Origin of the sequence: Flavisericum labens, from assembly GCF_045446075.1 — a bacterium.
GTDB classification, from domain to species: Bacteria; Bacteroidota; Bacteroidia; order Flavobacteriales; family Flavobacteriaceae; genus Flavisericum; species Flavisericum labens.
On sequence record NZ_JBJJBQ010000002.1, the window covers coordinates 41,125 to 61,499 of the forward strand.

A 20,375-nucleotide genomic window follows, 5' to 3' on the forward strand; every position below is an offset into this window, starting at 1 on the left:
TATGTTATTCTAGCATTATATCTTCAATATCTATATCGTTCAGTATATAGTTTTCAAAGGAATCATCGTCAATAGTAACTTCGGAAAAATTGTCTGCATAAAAATCATCTTCCGTTAGGGCAGCATTAATTTCGTATGTGCCTATGTTTTCTTCTAAAATGTAATTTTCAACAGTTTCGGTATCTAAACTATCAAATGTGATATGGTCTGTTTTTAAAATCGATAAACTAAATAGTAACAAGACAGCAGCTGCAACGCCCGATATATAAATTAAGTCTCTTTTACTGAAAATAGATATAACTTTTGGAGTGTTTTCTTCTGAAACTTTACTTAATATAGTATTTTCTAAGTTGTTTAAATAGTTTTCAGGTACACTGAAACCGGAGTTGTCTATCTTTGATTTTAGCTTAACTTCATTAAACAACCTGTCATCTAAAGTGTTAAAATAACCCTTTGGCGCAGTAAAACCGGAGTTTTTGATATTATGTAGCTTTTTGTCTTTCATTCTATTAATAAGACTACTTTTTTTTATAAAGGTTTAATTTTTAGTTAAATAGTCTTCTATTTTTTTTACAGCTATGTGGTAAGAGGCCTTGAGGGCGCCCTCGCTGGTTTCTAAAATTTCAGACATGTCTTTATATTTTAACTCTTGAAAATACTTCATGTTAAACACCAATTGCTGTTTTTCCGGCAGGGTAGCAATAGCTTTTTGTAATTGTAACTGAATTTCAGAACCTTCAAAATAAACATCTGATGTCAAGTTGTTTATAGCCTGTTGCTGTACTTCTTCATGCGTGGTTTGTAAACGCCTCGCCTTTTTGTTTATAAATGTAATAGACTCGTTAGTGGCTATGCGGTACATCCACGAAAACAATTTGCTTTCTCCTTTAAATTTATGAATATTTTTATAAATTTTTATAAATGTGTTTTGAAGTACATCGTCGGTATCCTCGTGCGACTTTACAATATTTCTAATATGCCAATATAAGCGTTCCTTGTAAAGCGAAATTAACGCTCTAAACGCTTCTTCTTTATGCTTGTCGGATTTTAATTGTTCTAACAGTTGTACTTCGTCAGCCACAAAAATGTTTTAGTTTTTAGACTCCTAAATATAGCAAAAGTTTAAAAAGGTTTAGTTGGTGATTTTTAATAAAACCTAACATCTTGAAAACCAGTAATATGAAATTATTGTTATCGATAAAGTGTATTTAAAATACGATTAAATGCATTTTTTCTTGTGAGAATTAGATTTATGCCCTATGTTTGTAGCAGAAACCTACTTAAAGTTGTTAGACGTCCCAAATCTAACAGAACAAAAAAAGGATAGAAGCCCCCAAATCTCTATCCTTTTTTATTTTATATAACTATTAGTTTATTCGAAACTTTGCATTTCAACCAGCTTTTGGTAAACACCTTTTTTGGCAATTAGCTCGTTATGTTTCCCTTGTTCAACTATTTCTCCTTTATTGAGCACGACAATCTCATCGGCATTTTGAATGGTAGATAGTCTATGCGCAATAACTATTGATGTTCTGTTTTTCATCATATTTTCCAAAGCGACTTGCACCAATCGCTCACTTTCAGTATCAAGAGCAGAAGTGGCTTCATCTAAAACCATAATGGGCGGGCTTTTAAGGACAGCACGAGCAATACTTAAGCGCTGTTTTTGTCCACCAGAAAGTTTGCCACCTGCGTCACCAATATTAGTTTCTATACCTTTAGGTAAATCTTTAACAAATTCCCAAGCGTTGGCAACTTTCAGGGCTTCAATAATATTGTCTTCAGATGCTTTGTCATTTCCTAATTTCAAGTTGTTTTTAATAGTGTCGTTAAACAAAATGGCATCTTGTGTAACAATTCCTAATTGTTCGCGTAAAGAGCTTGTTGCAAGGTCATTAATATTTATGCCGTCAATTAGAATTTCGCCCTTGTTTACATGGTAAAAACGAGTGATTAAATTGGCTATAGTCGATTTTCCACTACCAGACTGTCCAACCAATGCTACGGTTTTACCTTTAGGAATAGTTAATGAGAAATCTTTTAAAACGTAGTCGTTTTGGTATTTAAAAGAAATATTTTTGAATTCTATTTTATCGTCGAAACCTTTTTGTTCAATGGCGTTGACTTTATCTTTTAACGGGTTAGGCGTATCAATGATTTCTTGAATACGTTCTGCAGCAGCATTTCCTTGTTTTACGTTGTAAAGTCCTCTTGAAATAGCTTTCGCGGGAACCATAATGTTATAAGCCAAGCCCATAAATGCGATGAATGAGCTGCCATCTAATGAACCATCAACTAACACCAGTTGTCCACCATACCACAGTAAAATAGAAATAACCAAAATACCCAAAAACTCACTGGTTGGTGATGCTAAATTTTGACGGTTAAGCAGTTTATTGGAAAAGTTGTAAAAACGATTTGAAGATTCCCTAAATTTATTATCGAATTTTTGTTCAGCATTAAAACCTTTGATGATTCTCAATCCTGTTAAAGTTTCTTCTAATGTTGATAAAATGACACCTTGTTCGTTTTGAACACGGTCTGATTTTCGTTTTAAACTTTTACCGATTCTTGAAATAATAAGTCCTGAAATGGGTATAAAAATAAATACGAATATGGTGAGTTTGGCACTCAAGATTAACATCCCTAATAAGGTGAAAATAATCATAAGTGGTTCTCTGGCAATGAGCTCTAAAACGGGCAACATAGAATATTGAAGCGTTGAGACATCATTGGTTACACGCGCCATGATGTCACCTTTCTTTTGTTCCGAGAAATAGGAAAGTGGCAATTCAACCGTTTTTGTGTAAACGGCGTTCCTTAAATCACGTACTACACCGTTCCTTAAAAAGACCATAAAATAATTGGCTAAATAACCAAAAATGTTCTTTAGTAAAAATAACGAAATGATAAGGCCAACGACTAAAAGTAATGCCCTTTGAGGGTCGTTTTCAGCATATTGATTAACGTGGTAAGCCAAGAAATCTTTATAGTAATCTTTAAGATTGGCTATACCTTCATAAACCGGTTTGGTAAGCTGTTTAACTTCATTCTTTTTTTCGAATAAAATATCGAGCATAGGAATCAATGCAATAAAAGACAATGTGCCAAATAGCGCATAAAATATATTCGAAATGATATGGCCTAAGGCGTACTTTTTATAGGGCTTTGCATATCTTAAGATATTATAAAAATGATTCATTAAATCAGAATTGTCTATTTATAAAACATGCTTTTATGGTTACCATAAAAGCATGTAAATTGTTTACAAAGATACGGGTTATTAAATTAGTTTCATGTCTTTTAAAATAGCTTCGGCCTTTGCGTCAAGTTCGGCCTCTGTCTTTTTGAAATCTTCAACACTGCCTAATTTTGTATTCACACTTACATAGAATTTAATTTTTGGTTCTGTACCACTTGGCCTTAATGCCACTTGGCTGCCATCTTCGGTATAATAAATAAGTACGTTGGATTTTGGAATATCAATAGTGCTTTCTTCTCCGGTTATCATGTTTTTACAAACGGATAAGTCATAATCCTCAAATTTCACCACTTTTGAACCATTGATAACTTTAAGCGTATTGTTTCTGGCATCAGTCATCATTTGTTTGATTTCTTCGGCCCCTTCAATCCCTTTTTTGGTTAACGATATCAATTTTTCTTTATATAGACCATGCTCAACGTAAAGTTTTAAAAGTTCCTTATAGAACGAACTTCCATTCGATTTTGTAATGGCTGCAATTTCACAAGCCAGCAAAGTTGAGGTAACGGCATCTTTATCGCGAACAAAATCGCCGACAAGATATCCAAAACTTTCTTCACCACCGCCAATGAAATCCAAGTCTGTAAAGTCGTAAATAAGTTTAGCAATCCATTTAAATCCGGTTAGGACAATTTTATTGTCAACGCCATAAGCATCAGCCAGTTGGTTTAGCATAGGCGTTGAAACTATAGTGGTTGCTATGAATTCTTTTCCTTTTATTTTACCTTCTGCTTTCCATTGTTTTAACAGAAAATCCGTCATCATAATCATCGTTTGATTTCCGTTTAACAATTGCAGTTTGTTTTCAGAATTACGAACGGCCACACCCAACCTATCGCAATCGGGGTCGGTACCAATAACTATATCGGCATTTACTTCTTCTGCCAATTCCAATGCCATTTTTAAGGCTGCAGGTTCTTCTGGGTTTGGCGATTTTACCGTTGGGAAATCACCATCAGGCACTTCCTGTTCTTTTACAATATGAACGTTTTTATAACCAGCCTTTCTTAAAGTTTCAGGAACTGCTGTGATTGAAGTCCCATGAAGCGAAGTAAAGACAATAGTTAAATCGTCTTTTGCAGCCTGTGTGGCACCAACACAGCCATTTTCTACTGATGCGTCAACAAAATCGGCATCAACATCTTTTCCTATATAATGAATTAGGTCATTATTGGCCTCAAATTTTATGTCGGCATAGTCCAAATCGTTGATCATGTTTATCACGGCACTATCGTGTGGAGGTACCAATTGTCCTCCGTCCTGCCAATACACTTTATAACCATTGTATTCTGGCGGATTGTGCGAAGCCGTTAAAACAATTCCGCAATGGCAGTTTAAATGTCTTACTGCAAACGATAACTCCGGTGTAGCACGTAAATCTTCAAAAAGGTATACTTCAATACCATTTGCTGAAAACACGTCGGCTACAACTTTAGCCAAAGTTTTACTATTGTGACGGCAATCGTATGCGATAACCGTTTTTATTTTTTCTCCCGGGAATGATTTATTAAGATAATCGCTTAAACCCTGGGTACTTTTTCCTAGAGTGTATTTGTTGATTCTGTTGGTGCCAACCCCCATGATGCCGCGCATACCACCGGTACCAAATTCTAAATCTTTATAAAAGCTTTCTTGTATATCTTTTGGGTTGTTGGCAATACTGTCTTTAATAGTTGATTGTGTGTTTTCATCAAATGCAGGAGTTAACCAAGCATTAATTCTCTCTAAAATTTTTGGTTCGATGTGTATCATAATATGGTGAAAGTTTAGTTCAAAATTAAACAATTGCCGTTGATTAACTAGCAATTGGCTGATGTTTTAAAGTTAATAAATAGTTTGAAAAATCTTAACTTAATTTTAATTTCTCTTTAATTAGATATCTTTTTTTATCTGATTTGTTTCGCAAAACAATTTCTCCTAAAAATCCTGCAACAAAAAATTGAGTACCAATAATCATAGTAGAAAGGGCGATATAAAATTGTGGACGTTGTGTTATAAGCCTTCCTGAAGGGTTCAAAAACAACTTATCTAAACCCAAATAAGCCGAAAACGCAAAACCAATAGCAAACATAATAAAGCCTAGGGCGCCAAATAGGTGCATGGGGCGTTTGCCGAATCGCGATAAAAACCAAATGGTGATTAAATCTAGAAAGCCGTGTATAAATCGGTTCATGCCAAATTTGGTTTCACCGTATTTGCGGGCTTGGTGCTGCACCACTTTTTCTCCAATTTTGGTAAAACCGGCATTTTTTGAAAGAACGGGAATGTAACGATGCATTTCGCCGTTAACATCAATGTTTTTTACTACTTCAATTTTATATGCTTTAAGCCCACAGTTAAAATCGTTAAGTTTTACTCCTGAGGTTTTTCGTGCTGCCCAATTGAATAGTTTTGAAGGCATGTTTTTAGAAATCACCGAATCGTAACGTTTCTTTTTCCAACCTGAAACTAGGTCGTACTCTTCTTCAGTAATCATTTGGTAAAGACCTGGTATTTCATCAGGACTGTCCTGTAGGTCGGCATCCATGGTAATAACAACGTCACCTTCGGCCTTATCGAACCCGGCGTGCAATGCCTGCGATTTCCCAAAGTTTTTTAAAAACCGAATCCCTTTTACATTACTGTTTTGTTCCGAAAGATTTAAAATAGTGTTCCAGGAATCGTCGGTACTGCCATCATCAATAAAAATGATTTCATATGAAAAACGATTGGATTCCATCACTTTTTCAATCCAATTATGTAATTCTTTTAAAGACTCCTGTTCGTTAAGTAGTGGTATAACTACAGATATGTTCATTCAAATAAATGATTTCAAATTTCAATAACCAAAAGTACTGAATTTAATTAAGGAATTTTAGTCTTCTTTTTTCATAATTAGCCCTAAAATTAATGACGTAATTAAACCGAAAATTAATGAGCCCAATATGGCGGATAGGCTAAAAAAGGTTGAATTCATGAAAATATTACTGATACCCATTGCTTTTTCTATTTGTTCATCAGTTAAGTCTGGAGATTTTTCAAGCATTTGGCTGTATGCGGTTTCTTTTTGCAATTCAATGAATTCTGGATAAATATATTCATAATGAAAATAAGAATATAAAGCCGTAAGAATCCCACCAATAACTGCAATTGCTAGACCAACTTTTATGGCTTGTCCGATGGTTAACTTGTTGTCGTTAGAACTTTTATATGTTTTTATGCCAAGAACAAAAACAGTAATGGTAAGTATGATGCTCACAATTGATAAACCCCAATTCTTATCAATATTTGCAGCATATATAATAAGTAAAACAGCTATGTTTATTAAGGCAAGGTATAAACCATAATTGTATGCAATTGGTTTTACAGAAGGTGTTTGTTTATCCATAATATTTTAAAAGTTTTTTGTTAGTTAGTTTGTTGGTGGCCAAAGATACTAAAACGTTACATTTGTAGCAGAAATAAAAAATATTAAAAAGTGTTGTGCGTTTATAAAAATTGCTTAAATTTGCACTTCCAAAATTGAAAAGAATAAAAAGCATTTAGCGATGAGAAAAGGTATACATCCAGAAAATTATAGAGTAGTAGCGTTTAAAGATATGTCTAACGACGATGTGTTTTTAACAAAATCTACTGCACAGACTAATGAAACTATCGAGGTTGAAGGTGTTGAGTATCCATTAGTAAAAATGGAGATTTCTAGAACCTCTCATCCATATTATACTGGTAAATCTAAATTGGTAGATACTGCTGGTCGTATTGATAAATTCAAGAACAAATACGCTAAGTTTAAAAAGTAATTTTAGACCAAAGATATTTTTAAAGCCTTTCAGCAATGAAAGGCTTTTTTGTTTTGTACAATTAAACTACATTTGAGTGTGTAATTTTTTTTGGAAAAAGAACTTGAAACAGCTCTGACATCCAGTTTATAACATCTGCTATTATGAATTATATTCTTTTTGATGGACCTTCTCGAAACAGCCTGTTGCCATTTACATATACCAGACCAGTGGCTGATATACGTGTTGGCATTTTAACTATTAGAGAAAAATGGGAATCTTTTTTAGATACCACTACAACCACGGTTACCGAAGATTATCTATCTGATAAATTCCCCATGGTAGAGATGGAAGAAAATGTGATGATAAATGCTTCATACCTGCCAAATTTGGAATTGGTTGAGATGATTAAAGACCTCAGGGAAAATCAAGCTATTTTTAAAGGAGAAGATGTTATTGCGTTTTTCGCTAAAGAAGCACAAGACGATATTAATTTTGATGCTTTTGAAGCCATTGAATTTGGTGAAGACATTATTAAAATAGAACATACTTGGGATATTTTTTCGAAAAATGGCGAGGCTATTCAAGAAGATTTTGCATTAATTACCAAAAACCGAAAGTCACAACCTATTCCGTCAAGTAATAATGTAATAGTTCCAGAAAATATATTTATAGAAAAAGGAGCAAAATTGGAATTCACTACACTTAACGCCAGTAACGGGCCCATTTATATTGGGCGGAAAGCTGAAATTATGGAAGGGGCAATAATCCGTGGGCCTTTGGCACTGTGCCAAGGTGCAGCTCTTAAGTTAGGTGCCAAAATTTATGGGCCTACAACGGTAGGGCCTTACAGTAAGGTTGGTGGAGAGGTTAATAATTCAGTAATCTTTGGGTATTCCAATAAAGGTCATGATGGCTTTTTAGGTAATTCCGTTTTAGGTGAATGGTGCAATTTGGGGGCTGATACTAATAATTCTAATTTGAAAAACAACTATACTGAAGTACGCTTGTGGGACTACCAAACAGAAGGTTTTGCTAGAACAGGACTTCAATTTTGTGGACTCATGATGGGCGATCATAGTAAATGTGGTATAAACACTATGTTTAACACCGGTACGGTGGTTGGCGTAAGTGCCAATATTTTTGGTAGTGGTTTTCCAAGAAATTTTGTCCCTAGTTTCAGTTGGGGAGGTAGCAGTGGTTTCACAACATACTTAACAAAAAAGTCGTTTGAAGTTTCCAAGGTGGTTATGGCAAGGAGAAGTGTTGAGTTTTCCGAAAAAGACCGAGCTATTTTAGAGCACGTTTTTGAGGAAACTAAAAAATACAGAAGAGGATAGCATATGCTCGGAATTTTACTTATTTATTTTATCGGCAAACGATTTTACGATTTAGCCGAAGACTACAATCAAAGTAAATGGTTGTATGCTATTTTAAGTATTATTATTTATTATGTTTCGGGTTTTGTTGTACTAGCTTTAATAGCTGTTTTAGATATGGCCGTGTTCAATTGGGGGTTTAATTGGGAGTCTAATTTAGGTGTAAATTTACTGGCTCTGCCCATAGGTTTAGCTGCTCTTTGGGGGTTTTATATCCTTCTTGAAAATCGATGGAAAAAATCTATAGTAGTTGTGAAGGATGAAATTAATGATATTGGAAGAAATATTGAAGAATAAGACTAGTTAGTCTTTTCTTTCCTAACGTGTCGTAAATCCAATAAATTAATCGGATTGATCCCCAAACCTTTTACATTTTTTTGTGTAAATCGTACCACTTCATCATAATACAATGGTACCATTAAAGCTTTGTCCATAGCTAAGGAATCCATGGTCTTGTATAGGTGCTTCCGTTTTTCAATATCGGTAATGGTAAATGCTCTATTGTACAAGCTGTCAAAAGCAGTGTTTTTATAATGGAAATAATTAGAGCCGTTGGGCGCGAAATTTTTACTATAAAAAATTGATAGATAATTTTCGGCGTCCAAATAATCGGCAATCCAAGAGCTTCTAAACATGTCTACTTTCCCGTTTGAACGTGCTGCTCGTAAAGTGGCTTCGGGCATTACGTCTACGTTAATTGTAAGTCCTGCCTTTTCAAGTTCTCGTTGAATGAATTCACAAAAACTTAAATAATTACTGGTTGTAACTAAGGTGATTTCAGGATTTGTTATACCGCTTTTAGCCCTAAACTGCTCAATGAGCTGTTTGGCTTTTTCCGGTTGATATGCAAAGCCGATGGATTTGTCGTAACCAGGAAGCCCGATGGGAATAAAACCGCCGTTAGCAGGGTTACCAATTCCGTTGCGCAAATAAATCATCATTTTTTTTCGGTCGAAACCGTAATTGATGGCTTTTCTAATGAGTTCAGATTGTATTTCTGGTGTGTCTGAATCTAAATAAAAACCCAAATATTCGGTATTTAAATATGGGCCACGAATCATATTAACGGTTTTAGCATATTTGTTTCTTAGCTTTCCGTCTGCCGTTAACAGTTCGTCTTTATAAGAGGCGTCTAAGCTATTTAAAAAATCGAGATTGCCTTGCACAAACTGCAAGAACTCACTTTGTTTATCGGGTAAAAATGTGAGTGCAACAGCTTCTAAATAGGGGAGTCGCTCGCCATTTTCATCGGATTCAAAATAGTTTTCATTTTTTCTTAAAACGAGTTTAATATTTTCTTCCCAGCGCTTAAATTTAAAAGGGCCGGTTCCAATGGGTTGCGACCTAAATTCAGAGCCATAATGCTCTACAATTTCCTTGGGCACCACCGAACAGTATTTCATGGTCAACAAGCCAATAAAGGCTGGAAAAGGTTGTTTTAGGTAGATTTGAAAAGTGGAGTCGTTAACAGCTTCAAAATCATCAACTTTGTTTAAAACCCAACTGCCCGGTGCGGCTAGTTTTTCGTCCAGTAGGCGGTTTAGGCTATAGGTGAAATCTTGAGCAGTTACAGTTCTTGTTGAATCTTTTCCAAAAAGTACATGTTTGTGAAAGGAGACGTCGTTTTTTAAATGGAACGTATATGTTAATCCGTCTTCAGAAATATGCCAACGCTTTGCTATACTTGGAAGTATGTTCAATTCGTCATCCAATTGAACAAGTCCGTTATAAAGTTGGTTGCAAACGGAATTGTCCTGTAGCGTTCTCGAAAAAGCTGGGTCCAAGGTGTTGATATTAGCGTATTCGTTGTACCGAAAAACCAAATGGTCTCTGTTTGGGTTGGCGTCGTTTCCGCAAGAAAAAAACAAAAATAAAGTACAACTAATTGATAGATAGAATATTATTTGGCCTAAAACAGGTTTTATCATATGGTTTATTAGTTGTAAATTTGCAATCTTTTAAATGTAAAGATATATATTAAATGATTCTGAAACAATCCCGATGGAGATTGGTACAGAATAATAAAAGGGTTCATGAATAAAAAAGTCGCATTTTATACTTTAGGTTGTAAGCTGAATTTTTCTGAAACTTCTACCATTGCCAGAAGCTTTAATGATGAAGGTTTTGATCGGGTTGATTTTTCTGAAAACGCTGATATTTATGTGATAAATACGTGTTCGGTAACCGAAAATGCCGATAAACGTTTCAAAACCATTGTGAAGCAGGCTCAAAAGAAAAACCCTGAAGCCTTTGTGGCTGCTGTTGGCTGTTACGCCCAGTTAAAGCCGCAAGAGTTGGCCGATGTTGATGGTGTAGACTTGGTTTTAGGTGCCACTGAAAAATTTAAGATTACCGATTACTTAAACGACCTGACCAAAAACGATTTTGGAGAGGTGCATTCATGCGAAATTGAAGAGGCTGATTTTTATGTGGGGAGTTATTCTATTGGCGACAGAACCCGGGCATTTTTAAAGGTTCAGGATGGTTGCGATTACAAATGCACTTATTGTACCATCCCATTGGCAAGAGGTATTTCCCGTAGCGATACTATGGAAAATGTGCTTAAAAACGCCAAGGAAATTTCAGAAAAAAATATCAAGGAGATTGTTTTAACTGGTGTGAATATTGGTGATTACGGAAAAGGTGAATTTGGCAATAAAAAACACGAGCATACTTTTTTGGATTTGGTGACCAAGTTGGATGAAGTAGAAGGTATTGAGCGTTTGCGTATTTCTTCCATCGAGCCCAATTTGCTGAAGAACGACACGATAGATTTGGTGTCGAAGTCAAGGGCTTTTGTACCCCATTTTCATGTGCCATTGCAGTCTGGGAATAACGAAATATTAAAAATGATGAAACGTCGTTACATGCGCGAATTGTATGTAGACCGTGTTTCAAAAATAAAAGAAGTGATGCCTCATGCCTGCATTGGTGTTGATGTGATTGTTGGTTTTCCAGGTGAAACCGACGAACATTTTTTAGAAACTTACAATTTTTTAAACGAGTTGGATATTTCGTATTTACACGTATTTACCTATTCTGAACGCGATAATACTGAAGCGGCAGAAATGGAAGGTGTAGTGGCGAAAAATGTGCGGAGTAAACGTAGCAAAATGTTACGCGGTTTATCGGTTAAAAAACGTCGTGCATTTTACGAAAGGCAATTAGGCACGACTCGAACTGTTTTGTTCGAAAGTGAAAATAAAGAAGGTTATATTCATGGGTTTACCGAAAACTATGTTAAGGTAAAAGCCCCTTGGAACCCAGAATTGGTAAACACTTTGCATGAAGTTGAACTTACGAAAATTGATGATGACGGGTTGGTGAGGTTTGATTTTTTTAATGTTAAAATGCTTGCTGAATAACAGGAGGTTGTAGTTCAGCCAATTTAATTGGGTTTAAACGCTTTTATTATTTGAAGTTTAAGGATTACTATAAATTTGAAAACCTACAATAAATAAACAAACCTATTAATTATGAAATGCAGCCCCAAACTAGTAGTCTTTCTTTCTCTTGTATTATTATTTATGTCTTGCTCTAAAGATAGCATTGAAGAAAGTAATCAATTATTTGGTGTCTGGGAAGCGGTTATGGTTGAAAATAATACCACTAATACTTTTAAATTAGTATTCGCGCCTGAAAATGAAGGTTTAAAAATTTCTGAGTCTTTTTTTAGTTCGGGAGCAATTACATCAAGCGCTACTTCATTTAATTGGAATGAAAGTAATAATGTAATTACTATTATGGACGATACCCTTCAGGAAAAGTATTTAATAAATTCTGATGGGGAACTTGTTCAAAGTACTTCGGAAGATATATTACTGGAAAAAATATCCAATGATTATTCAGTCTTTTTAAAGAAACAATAAACGCTCACAAAAAATAAAATAAAAAATCCGGAACTTTAAAAGTTCCGGATTTTTTATTTTGTCTAACACTATATCCTTACCCCAACAGGAAGCATTCTTTTGTATTTTCTGTTGCCTCTCACAAACTTTGCGATTTCTGGGCTAGTAGGGACAATACTCAAATTGCGTTCTGCAATTTGTTCAAAGACAAGAGCTAAAAAGTCTTTTTGAAAATTCTCGTCTTTAATGTCTTCCGGGATAATTAGCTTGGTTAAAAAGATCTTTCGTTCTTGAAGTGAGTATTCAATTTTTGCTAAATGACCATCAATTTTAATTTCAAATTGACGCAAGAACTCATTGTCAATTAATTCTGCAGCTTCAACCATGGTAAAATATTTTAATTTATAAGGAATGTGAAATAGTGAGCACTATTGTATAACTTTGTGCAAAAGTACGTAAAAAAAAGCTAAAAATAAAGGAAGTCTAAGGTTAATCTCCTATGCATCAAGAGTTAATACATGTTTATTTTATGCCTGGAATGGCAGCTAGCCCAAAAATTTTCGAGTTTATTAAATTGCCAGAGGATCAATTTAAGATGCATTTTTTGGAGTGGCATATACCCCTTGATAATGAGTTGCTTAGCGATTATGCTGTTCGAATGTGCAAAAAAGTAAAGCACAGTAATGTTGTGTTAATCGGTGTGTCTTTTGGTGGGGTTTTGGTTCAAGAAATGGATAAATGTATCCATGCAAAAAAACTCATCATTATATCTAGTATAAAAAGTGTGGACGAGCTTCCCAAAAGAATGGTTTTGGCAAAAGCTACTGGGGCTTATAAGATTGTGCCCACACAATTGGCTAGCAAAATAGACGTTCTTGAAAAGTATACGTTTGGCAAAACCATAGAAAAACGAATAAAGCTTTACAAAAAGTATCTTTCGGTTAATAACGACCAATATTTAAGTTGGGCCATAAAAAATATGGTGTGCTGGGAACAAATGGAATACCGAAAAGATCTTGTTCATATTCATGGTGATAACGACCCTGTGTTTCCCATTAAAAACATAAAAAAGTGTATGGTTATAAAGGGTGGCACGCACATTATGGTAATCAATAAGTATAAGTGGTTTAATGAAAATTTGCCTAGGATAATTTTAGATAACTAGGTTTATTTGTTTAATTTTATAGAAAACTTTTTAAAAATGAAGATTGTACAGAAAGCACTGGCGTTAGTGGGATTAATAAGTTTATGCGCATTATTTATTTATGCCCTACAAGACGCGCCAACAGATGAAAACTTTGAAAAGAAATTGATAAACGATTATAACGTTTATGCACTTCAAGTTCCGCAAGATTTAAATTTTGCAGGAGAGCAAGTACCTATTGAAAACCCCGATATTTTGGAACGAATCGATAGGGAGTTATTGGTCAATACCTATTGGCAATCAAATGGGTTGCTTATGTTCAAGCGAGCAAAAAAATACTTCCCGATTGTAGAGCCTATTCTTGCCAAATATGGTGTTCCAGACGATTTTAAATATTTGGCCGTTATCGAAAGCGGATTAACAAATGCCGTATCTCCTGCCGGAGCGCGAGGCGTTTGGCAAATTATGCCAGCCACTGGTCGTGAAAACGGACTAGAGGTTAATGATAATGTAGATGAACGCTACCATCTAGAAAAAGCAACCGAGGTAGCTTGTAAGTATCTTTTAGATGCAAAAGAAAATTTAGGGTCATGGACATTGGCTGCTGCCGCTTATAATGCTGGCAATGCGGGTGTGTCGAGGCGGCTGAAAGAACAGAACGTATCAGGTTACTACGATTTGTTGCTTGGTGAAGAAACGGGACGATATGTATTTAGGATTGTGGCTTTCAAAGAAATTTTGTCAAACCCTTCAAAATACGGATTCAACTTTCGTGAAAAGGATCTTTATAGTCAAGTACCTACATTTAAGGTAGAAGTAGATACCGCGGTTACCGATTTTATAAAATTTGCCGAACAGTTTGGCATTAACTATAAGCTGCTAAAAATACACAACCCGTGGTTACGCGAACCTCATTTAAATAATAAATCTCGCAAACAGTACTTTATTGATATTCCAAAAGAAGGATATTATAACTAATCTGTGGTGATAGACTTTATAAAAGAGCATATTTGGGTTATATTAATAGTGCTCAATTACGTTATAGCCATATCTGCGGTTATAACCATTGTGCTTAAAAACATCAACCCTACCAAAACCTTGTCTTACGTCATAGTTTTAGTGTTTTTTCCGTTTTTTGGGGTGCTTATTTACTATTTATTCGGACAAGAATACCGAAAGAATAAAATATTCAGTAGAAAACACGTCCTCAACCAAGCTACCATTAAATCGATAAACGATGAATTGGAATTGGATAAGGAAGAAATAGATCAAGTTGATAACGAACTTGAAGGTAAGTTGAAATTGGTGAAGCTCCTGTACAGCAACAAAAATTCGCCATTAACCCTGTGCAACCAAATGGATGTGTTGATAAATGGCGATGAAAAGTTTAAACGACTTATTGAGGATTTAAAATCGGCAAAACATCACATCCATTTAGAATATTATGTGATATTTGAAGGCAGGCTTTGGGACGAAATTTTAGAGGTGCTGTGCGATAAAGCAGCAGAAGACGTCCAAGTGCGATTGGCTTACGATGATGTTGGCAGTAAACTGTCTTCTAAAACCAAAAAAAAGTTTCAAGATTGCGGTATTGAGCATCATCCATTTATGCCGGTGGTTTTCTCAAGGTTTACGGGAAAGATGAATTACAGAAACCATCGAAAAATCGCTGTTATAGACGGAGAAATAGCATATGTAGGTGGCATTAATATTGCCGATGAATATGTTAATGAATACAACGACAGTTTTTGGCGCGATACCCATGTGCGCATTGTGGGCGAATCGGTGAAATCGTTGCAGATTAATTTTTTTACCACTTGGCATTTTGTTTCAAATGAAAAACTAAAAATAGATCGCGCTTATTTTCCAGAGGTCGATTGCAAAGATAATGTGGCGGTTCAAATAGCGGCTAGTGGCCCAGATACTGATTGGGCATATATCATGGAAGCCATTTTTACAGCGATAACCACAGCGGAAAATTATGTTTATATCACGACCCCTTATTTTGTGCCCAATGACCAATTGATTATGGCGCTACAAGTAGCTGCTAAAAGTGGTGTGGATATTAAATTGATTATTCCAAAAAAATCAGATTCTTGGGTTGTTAAGCATGCTACCAATTCTTATTTACGGCATTTTTTGGAGGCAGGTATTGAAGTGTACCGTTATACTAAAGGATTTGTGCATGCAAAAACCATGGTTGTCGATGATATCTTTTCTACCATAGGTACGTCAAATATGGATTACAGAAGCTTTAACATTAATTTTGAAGTCAATGCTTTTATATACAATGAAGGAAAAAGCAAAATGCTTAAGCAGCAGTTTCTCCAGGATTTAAAACATGCTGAACAGATTGAACCTGAACGATGGGCAAGCCGCCCAAAGATTGAAAAACTAAAAGAGTCGTATTGTAGGTTGTGGTCGCCGTTAATTTAACCTCTCCTTTTTTGAGAACGTATAGAGCCACCAGAACCATAATGTTGGTTTGGCATTTGGGCGCGCTTCATATTTTCCTTCATCATTTTAATTTGATCGGTAAGCATACCTTGCTTGTCCAGCTTAGTAGCTTCGGTAAGTAGTTTTTGTGCTTCCTGCTTTCTTCTTTTTGAAAAAGCAATACCGGCCAAGTTCAATTTTGCCATGGCTAAATCGTGGTCCATAGATAATCCTAAAGAAATAGCATTTTTAAAGTATTTTTCGGCCTCGTTCATGTTGGTTTGAGACACCATGATACCATGTAAATAATTGTAATAACCCTGTTGTTTTTTTACCAATGCAGCTTCCGGATTTTTAATTTTGCTTAACCACTTTTTTGCACCATCAAAATCCTGCTTACGTAACCTTAAAAAGGCTAAAAGAATAAATTCGTTTTTAAAATATAGAAATACAAAAATTAGCGATAATAAGATTAACATGATGCCATTGCCAACGTAGCCTTCAGTGAAAAGGTAAACAGCATAGGCTATTAGCCCCACGGCAATTACTAGTTTTATATTTTTATTGAACATAATTTTTATACAATTTTTAGGTCCGGTTTCCTAAAAAGAAACTTTAATAAGTATTTAAGACTGCAAAGAAACTAAAATTTTATGAAAAATAAGGTGTGACGAGCCTGTAAAAAATTGCCTCATGACACTTAAATACTGGTGTCGGGGGAGGTGGGTTGTTTTATAGAATATTTTCAATAATATTTTTAAAAAAGGTTTGCAAAGTTATAAAGGCTTTGTATATTTGCCCTCGGTTTTTAGGAAAGCCTAAAGTTAAAAATTACTATTCAGATTTTAAAGATACAAGATAATGAGTAAAAGAACATTTCAGCCTTCTAAAAGAAAAAGAAGAAACAAGCACGGTTTTAGAGAAAGAATGGCTTCTGCTAACGGTAGAAAAGTTTTAGCACGTAGAAGAGCTAAAGGTAGAAAAAGATTATCTGTGTCATCTGAAGTTAGACATAAGAAATAATGATTAACAATTGTTCATAATTAAAAGGTGTTACTTAAGTGTAACGCCTTTTTTTATACCTAGGTATCACTATTTTTGCAACGATTTGAAATACAACATATAACCAGAAGAAAATGCCAAAAAATTCAAAACTAAAATCTATTTTAATTATTGGTTCGGGACCTATTGTTATCGGACAAGCTTGTGAGTTTGATTATTCAGGATCTCAAGCCTTAAGGTCGTTAAGAGAGGATGGAGTAGAAACTATTTTGATAAATTCTAACCCAGCAACAATTATGACCGACCCCTCCATGGCCGATCATATTTATTTGTTACCGTTAACTACTAAATCACTAATTAAAATTTTAAAAGAGCATCCTCAAATTGATGCTGTTTTACCAACCATGGGTGGGCAAACGGCTCTAAACTTGGCTATTGAAGCTGACGAAAAAGGTATTTGGGAAGATTTTGGAGTAGAACTTATAGGGGTTGATATTGATGCCATTAATATTACTGAAGACAGAGAGCAGTTTAGAAATTTAATGGAAAAAATAGGTGTGGCTATGGCGCCACAAGCTACGGCTACTTCTTTCTTAAAAGGAAAAGAAATAGCACAAGAGTTTGGTTTTCCGTTGTGTATCCGTTCATCTTTCACCTTAGGTGGAGCTGGTGCCGCGATAGTTTATGATGAAAAGGATTTCGACAAGTTATTGCGCCATGGTTTGGAGATTTCACCTATACATGAGGTGATGATAGATAAAGCATTACTAGGCTGGAAAGAATACGAGTTAGAGCTTCTTAGGGATGCCAACGATAATGTGGTTATTATTTGTTCTATTGAAAATATGGACCCTATGGGAATCCATACGGGAGACTCCATTACGGTAGCACCAGCCATGACTTTAAGTGATAGAACATATCAACGTATGCGTGATATGGCCATACACATGATGCGTAGTATTGGTGATTTTGCCGGAGGTTGTAACGTGCAATTTGCTGTATCTCCAGATGAAAAAGAAGATATTATTGCCATTGAAATTAACCCACGTGTATCACGTTCTTCGGCATTAGCGAGTAAAGCAACGGGGTATCCTATCGCAAAAATTGCTGCAAAATTAGCATTGGGTTACCATTTAGATGAATTAAACAATCAAATCACAAAATCTACTTCGGCCTTGTTCGAGCCTACTTTAGATTATGTGATTGTTAAAATACCACGTTGGAACTTTGATAAATTTGAAGGGTCTGATCGTACTTTAGGGCTTCAAATGAAGGCCGTAGGAGAGGTGATGGGTATAGGGCGTTCATTCCAGGAGGCCTTGCACAAAGCCACGCAATCTTTAGAAATTAAGCGTAATGGTTTAGGTGCCGACGGTAAGGAAAATACTAATTATGAACAAATTATAGAAAAGTTGACATTTGCGTCGTGGGATCGTGTATTTATTATTTACGATGCCATAAAAATGGGAATTCCGTTAAGCAGAATCTACGAAATCACCAAGATAGACATGTGGTTCTTAAGACAATATGAAGAGCTGTATTTCCTTGAAAAAGAAATTTCAACGTTCAATATCGATACGATTGAAAAAGAACTTTTGCTTGAGGCGAAACAAAAGGGGTATGGGGATAGACAAATAGCTCACATGCTAAAATGTTTAGAAAGTCAAGTTTACAATAAAAGGGAGGAATTAGGGATTAACCGAGTTTATAAGCTGGTTGATACTTGTGCGGCAGAATTTGAGGCCAAAACACCGTACTACTATTCTACTTTTGAAAGCGATATGGAGACGGCTGATGGTAACCGTTATGCGGATAACGAAAGTGTGGTAACCGATAAGAAAAAGATTATCGTTTTAGGTTCAGGGCCAAATAGAATTGGACAAGGTATCGAGTTCGATTATTGTTGTGTTCACGGTGTATTGGCTGCGGCCGAATGTGGTTACGAAACTATTATGATAAACTGTAACCCCGAAACGGTTTCAACCGATTTTGATACAGCTGACAAACTGTATTTCGAACCTGTTTTTTGGGAACACATTTACGATATTATTAAGCATGAAAAACCAGAAGGTGTTATCGTACAACTTGGTGGGCAAACGGCATTAAAACTTGCCGAAAAATTAGATCGTTACGGTATAAAAATCATCGGAACAAGCTTCAAGTCGTTAGATTTAGCTGAAGACCGTGGAAGTTTCTCTACTTTATTAAAGGAAAACAATATTCCATACCCTCGATTTGATACTGCCGAAACTGCCGACGAAGCGTTGGAAGTAGCAAAAGAGTTAGACTTTCCAATACTAGTAAGGCCATCTTATGTATTGGGTGGACAAGGGATGAAAATTGTAATTAACGAAAAAGAGCTGGAAAAGCACGTTGTGAGTTTATTGCACAGCATTCCTAATAATAAATTGTTGTTAGACCATTATTTAGAAGGCGCTATTGAAGCAGAAGCGGATGCCATTTGTGATGGTGAGGAGGTTTACATCATAGGTATTATGGAGCATATCGAGCCATGTGGTATCCACTCGGGCGATAGTAACTCTACGTTGCCACCGTTCAATTTGGGCGAGTTTGTGATGCAGCAAATTAAAGACCATACCAAAAAGATTGCTTTGGCACTTAATACAGTTGGTTTGATAAATATTCAGTTTGCAATTAAAGATGATACAGTTTACATTATTGAAGCAAACCCAAGAGCATCGAGAACAGTGCCGTTTATTGCTAAGGCCTACGGAGAACCGTATGTAAATTACGCTACTAAATTGATGCTTGGTGAGAAAAAAGTAAAAGACTTTACTTTCAACCCAAAATTAGAGGGATATGCCATCAAGCAGCCTGTATTCTCTTTTAATAAATTTCCGAATGTAGATAAAACATTAGGACCAGAAATGAAGAGTACAGGAGAAAGCATCTTGTTTATAGATAGCCTAAAGGATGACCAATTTTACGATTTGTACTCCAGACGAAAAATGTACTTGAGTAAGTAGTAAATAAAAAAAAGCCGCAGTTTGCGGCTTTTTTTATTTTGACTCGAGGTCAAAAACAAAGGTAATATTAACACTTTCAGAAACCTTGTTTTGAACTATTTTCGGAATTTTTATGTCAAAATCAGAAACACTTACTGTAAAATGACCTGCTATTTCAATATACTTATCTTTCTTGATATAAGTTATGGGAATACCTTTAATGTATTTAGATTTACCGTGAAAAGTTAATTCACCTTCAATTTCATTCTTGTTATTTTTTTGAATTATTTTACCTTTAAAAGTGGCTTTTGGGTAGGTGCTAGATTCGGCATAATTTTCATTAAAGTGCTCTTCCATAAGTGCGTTTTTAAAGCGAAAGCCTTTTACGAGCACTAATGCGGCAAATTCGTTGTTTTCAATATTGGTGATTGCCGTTACAGAATTGTTTACTGCTTTCACTTCCTCAAACGAAGGCACTGAGGCTTCAAAACTAACACTTCCAGATTTGGTAATATATTTACTTTGGGAATAGGTATGTAGCGTAAAGCATACAATGATGTAAAAAAATAAAGTTCTCATA

20 protein-coding genes are annotated in these 20,375 nt (G+C 35.3%); 10 read left to right on the forward strand and 10 right to left on the reverse strand.

Annotated elements, in window-relative coordinates:
* Window positions 1-4: 4 nt before the first annotated feature.
* The 6 genes from ACIEHO_RS03665 to ACIEHO_RS03690 form a co-directional block, all read right to left on the reverse strand.
* The gene (locus ACIEHO_RS03665) at window positions 5-505 is read right to left on the reverse strand and encodes a hypothetical protein (protein WP_406968779.1); all 501 of its coding nucleotides are present in this window, start codon (window positions 503-505) and stop codon (window positions 5-7) included.
* Window positions 506-538: 33 nt separating this feature from the next.
* The gene (locus ACIEHO_RS03670) at window positions 539-1,081 is read right to left on the reverse strand and encodes an RNA polymerase sigma factor (RefSeq protein ID WP_406968781.1); all 543 of its coding nucleotides are present in this window, start codon (window positions 1,079-1,081) and stop codon (window positions 539-541) included.
* A gap of 291 nt (window positions 1,082-1,372) precedes the next feature.
* Window positions 1,373-3,202 carry an ABC transporter ATP-binding protein gene (locus ACIEHO_RS03675; RefSeq protein ID WP_406968783.1) on the reverse strand — a complete coding sequence of 610 codons (1,830 nt, stop codon included), beginning with the start codon at window positions 3,200-3,202 and terminating at the stop codon, window positions 1,373-1,375.
* An 81-nt stretch (window positions 3,203-3,283) separates the two neighbouring features.
* The gene (locus ACIEHO_RS03680) at window positions 3,284-5,014 is read right to left on the reverse strand and encodes a phospho-sugar mutase (RefSeq protein WP_406968785.1); all 1,731 of its coding nucleotides are present in this window, start codon (window positions 5,012-5,014) and stop codon (window positions 3,284-3,286) included.
* 94 nt (window positions 5,015-5,108) lie between these two features.
* Window positions 5,109-6,059, reverse strand: a complete 951-nt coding sequence (locus ACIEHO_RS03685) for a glycosyltransferase family 2 protein (RefSeq protein ID WP_406968787.1) — start codon at window positions 6,057-6,059, stop codon at window positions 5,109-5,111.
* Window positions 6,060-6,116: 57 nt separating this feature from the next.
* Window positions 6,117-6,629: a DUF4199 domain-containing protein gene (locus tag ACIEHO_RS03690; protein WP_406968789.1), complete on the reverse strand. Its 513-nt coding sequence runs from the start codon at window positions 6,627-6,629 to the stop codon at window positions 6,117-6,119.
* Between the two features lie 160 nt (window positions 6,630-6,789).
* Between ACIEHO_RS03690 and ACIEHO_RS03695 the strand changes: the two genes are divergently transcribed.
* The 3 genes from ACIEHO_RS03695 (at window position 6,790) to ACIEHO_RS03705 (ending at window position 8,696) form a co-directional block, all read left to right on the forward strand.
* On the forward strand, window positions 6,790-7,041 hold the full coding sequence (locus tag ACIEHO_RS03695) for a type B 50S ribosomal protein L31 (RefSeq protein ID WP_406968791.1): 252 nt from the start codon (window positions 6,790-6,792) through the stop codon (window positions 7,039-7,041).
* A 143-nt stretch (window positions 7,042-7,184) separates the two neighbouring features.
* Window positions 7,185-8,360 (forward strand): GlmU family protein, encoded by a 1,176-nt coding sequence (locus ACIEHO_RS03700; protein ID WP_406968793.1) that lies wholly within the window; start codon window positions 7,185-7,187, stop codon window positions 8,358-8,360.
* Between the two features lie 3 nt (window positions 8,361-8,363).
* Window positions 8,364-8,696 (forward strand): hypothetical protein, encoded by a 333-nt coding sequence (locus tag ACIEHO_RS03705; RefSeq protein WP_406968795.1) that lies wholly within the window; start codon window positions 8,364-8,366, stop codon window positions 8,694-8,696.
* A gap of 2 nt (window positions 8,697-8,698) precedes the next feature.
* On the opposite strand, the gene ACIEHO_RS03710 is transcribed toward ACIEHO_RS03705, so the two are convergent.
* Window positions 8,699-10,327 carry an ABC transporter substrate-binding protein gene (locus ACIEHO_RS03710; RefSeq protein ID WP_406968797.1) on the reverse strand — a complete coding sequence of 543 codons (1,629 nt, stop codon included), beginning with the start codon at window positions 10,325-10,327 and terminating at the stop codon, window positions 8,699-8,701.
* Window positions 10,328-10,432: 105 nt separating this feature from the next.
* Here ACIEHO_RS03710 and mtaB point away from each other — a divergent pair, with 105 nt between their 5' ends.
* Both mtaB and ACIEHO_RS03720 read left to right on the forward strand, forming a co-directional pair.
* Window positions 10,433-11,764, forward strand: coding sequence for a tRNA (N(6)-L-threonylcarbamoyladenosine(37)-C(2))-methylthiotransferase MtaB (gene mtaB, locus ACIEHO_RS03715; protein ID WP_406968799.1), 1,332 nt, complete (start codon window positions 10,433-10,435; stop codon window positions 11,762-11,764).
* Between the two features lie 111 nt (window positions 11,765-11,875).
* Complete coding sequence (locus ACIEHO_RS03720; RefSeq protein WP_406968801.1) at window positions 11,876-12,268, forward strand: hypothetical protein; 393 nt, start codon at window positions 11,876-11,878, stop codon at window positions 12,266-12,268.
* Window positions 12,269-12,336: 68 nt separating this feature from the next.
* Here the strand turns inward: ACIEHO_RS03720 and ACIEHO_RS03725 are convergent, their stop codons facing one another.
* Window positions 12,337-12,633 (reverse strand): GNAT family N-acetyltransferase, encoded by a 297-nt coding sequence (locus tag ACIEHO_RS03725; protein WP_406968803.1) that lies wholly within the window; start codon window positions 12,631-12,633, stop codon window positions 12,337-12,339.
* 113 nt (window positions 12,634-12,746) lie between these two features.
* Between ACIEHO_RS03725 and ACIEHO_RS03730 the strand changes: the two genes are divergently transcribed.
* Genes ACIEHO_RS03730 through cls form a run of 3 tightly spaced genes read left to right on the forward strand, consistent with a single transcriptional unit; the run spans window position 12,747 to window position 15,827 of the window.
* Window positions 12,747-13,412 carry an alpha/beta hydrolase gene (locus ACIEHO_RS03730; protein ID WP_406968805.1) on the forward strand — a complete coding sequence of 222 codons (666 nt, stop codon included), beginning with the start codon at window positions 12,747-12,749 and terminating at the stop codon, window positions 13,410-13,412.
* A 36-nt stretch (window positions 13,413-13,448) separates the two neighbouring features.
* On the forward strand, window positions 13,449-14,369 hold the full coding sequence (locus ACIEHO_RS03735; protein ID WP_406968807.1) for a lytic transglycosylase domain-containing protein: 921 nt from the start codon (window positions 13,449-13,451) through the stop codon (window positions 14,367-14,369).
* Between the two features lie 6 nt (window positions 14,370-14,375).
* Window positions 14,376-15,827: a cardiolipin synthase gene (gene cls, locus ACIEHO_RS03740; protein WP_406968809.1), complete on the forward strand. Its 1,452-nt coding sequence runs from the start codon at window positions 14,376-14,378 to the stop codon at window positions 15,825-15,827.
* Here the strand turns inward: cls and ACIEHO_RS03745 are convergent.
* Window positions 15,824-16,399: a tetratricopeptide repeat protein gene (locus tag ACIEHO_RS03745; protein WP_406968811.1), complete on the reverse strand. Its 576-nt coding sequence runs from the start codon at window positions 16,397-16,399 to the stop codon at window positions 15,824-15,826. The genes cls and ACIEHO_RS03745 overlap by 4 nt on opposite strands.
* A gap of 289 nt (window positions 16,400-16,688) precedes the next feature.
* Between ACIEHO_RS03745 and rpmH the strand changes: the two genes are divergently transcribed.
* Complete coding sequence (rpmH, locus tag ACIEHO_RS03750) at window positions 16,689-16,850, forward strand: 50S ribosomal protein L34 (protein ID WP_406968813.1); 162 nt, start codon at window positions 16,689-16,691, stop codon at window positions 16,848-16,850.
* 113 nt (window positions 16,851-16,963) lie between these two features.
* The gene (carB, locus tag ACIEHO_RS03755) at window positions 16,964-19,816 is read left to right on the forward strand and encodes a carbamoyl-phosphate synthase large subunit (protein ID WP_406968815.1); all 2,853 of its coding nucleotides are present in this window, start codon (window positions 16,964-16,966) and stop codon (window positions 19,814-19,816) included.
* Between the two features lie 33 nt (window positions 19,817-19,849).
* On the opposite strand, the gene ACIEHO_RS03760 is transcribed toward carB, so the two are convergent.
* Complete coding sequence (locus ACIEHO_RS03760) at window positions 19,850-20,374, reverse strand: YceI family protein (RefSeq protein ID WP_406968817.1); 525 nt, start codon at window positions 20,372-20,374, stop codon at window positions 19,850-19,852.
* Window position 20,375: the final 1 nt, after the last annotated feature.

Bases quoted from the DNA above. Each gene is read 5' to 3' on its own strand.
- ACIEHO_RS03665 (WP_406968779.1), bottom strand. From the start codon at position 505: ATGAAAGACAAAAAGCTACATAATATCAAAAACTCCGGTTTTACTGCG.
- ACIEHO_RS03675 (WP_406968783.1), bottom strand. From the start codon at position 3,202: ATGAATCATTTTTATAATATCTTAAGATATGCAAAGCCCTATAAAAAG.
- ACIEHO_RS03680 (WP_406968785.1), bottom strand. From the start codon at position 5,014: ATGATACACATCGAACCAAAAATTTTAGAGAGAATTAATGCTTGGTTA.
- ACIEHO_RS03685 (WP_406968787.1), bottom strand. From the start codon at position 6,059: ATGAACATATCTGTAGTTATACCACTACTTAACGAACAGGAGTCTTTA.
- ACIEHO_RS03690 (WP_406968789.1), bottom strand. From the start codon at position 6,629: ATGGATAAACAAACACCTTCTGTAAAACCAATTGCATACAATTATGGT.
- ACIEHO_RS03695 (WP_406968791.1), top strand. From the start codon at position 6,790: ATGAGAAAAGGTATACATCCAGAAAATTATAGAGTAGTAGCGTTTAAA.
- ACIEHO_RS03700 (WP_406968793.1), top strand. From the start codon at position 7,185: ATGAATTATATTCTTTTTGATGGACCTTCTCGAAACAGCCTGTTGCCA.
- ACIEHO_RS03705 (WP_406968795.1), top strand. From the start codon at position 8,364: ATGCTCGGAATTTTACTTATTTATTTTATCGGCAAACGATTTTACGAT.
- ACIEHO_RS03710 (WP_406968797.1), bottom strand. From the start codon at position 10,327: ATGATAAAACCTGTTTTAGGCCAAATAATATTCTATCTATCAATTAGT.
- mtaB (WP_406968799.1), top strand. From the start codon at position 10,433: ATGAATAAAAAAGTCGCATTTTATACTTTAGGTTGTAAGCTGAATTTT.
- ACIEHO_RS03720 (WP_406968801.1), top strand. From the start codon at position 11,876: ATGAAATGCAGCCCCAAACTAGTAGTCTTTCTTTCTCTTGTATTATTA.
- ACIEHO_RS03725 (WP_406968803.1), bottom strand. From the start codon at position 12,633: ATGGTTGAAGCTGCAGAATTAATTGACAATGAGTTCTTGCGTCAATTT.
- ACIEHO_RS03730 (WP_406968805.1), top strand. From the start codon at position 12,747: ATGCATCAAGAGTTAATACATGTTTATTTTATGCCTGGAATGGCAGCT.
- ACIEHO_RS03735 (WP_406968807.1), top strand. From the start codon at position 13,449: ATGAAGATTGTACAGAAAGCACTGGCGTTAGTGGGATTAATAAGTTTA.
- ACIEHO_RS03745 (WP_406968811.1), bottom strand. From the start codon at position 16,399: ATGTTCAATAAAAATATAAAACTAGTAATTGCCGTGGGGCTAATAGCC.
- rpmH (WP_406968813.1), top strand. From the start codon at position 16,689: ATGAGTAAAAGAACATTTCAGCCTTCTAAAAGAAAAAGAAGAAACAAG.
- carB (WP_406968815.1), top strand. From the start codon at position 16,964: ATGCCAAAAAATTCAAAACTAAAATCTATTTTAATTATTGGTTCGGGA.
- ACIEHO_RS03760 (WP_406968817.1), bottom strand. From the start codon at position 20,374: ATGAGAACTTTATTTTTTTACATCATTGTATGCTTTACGCTACATACC.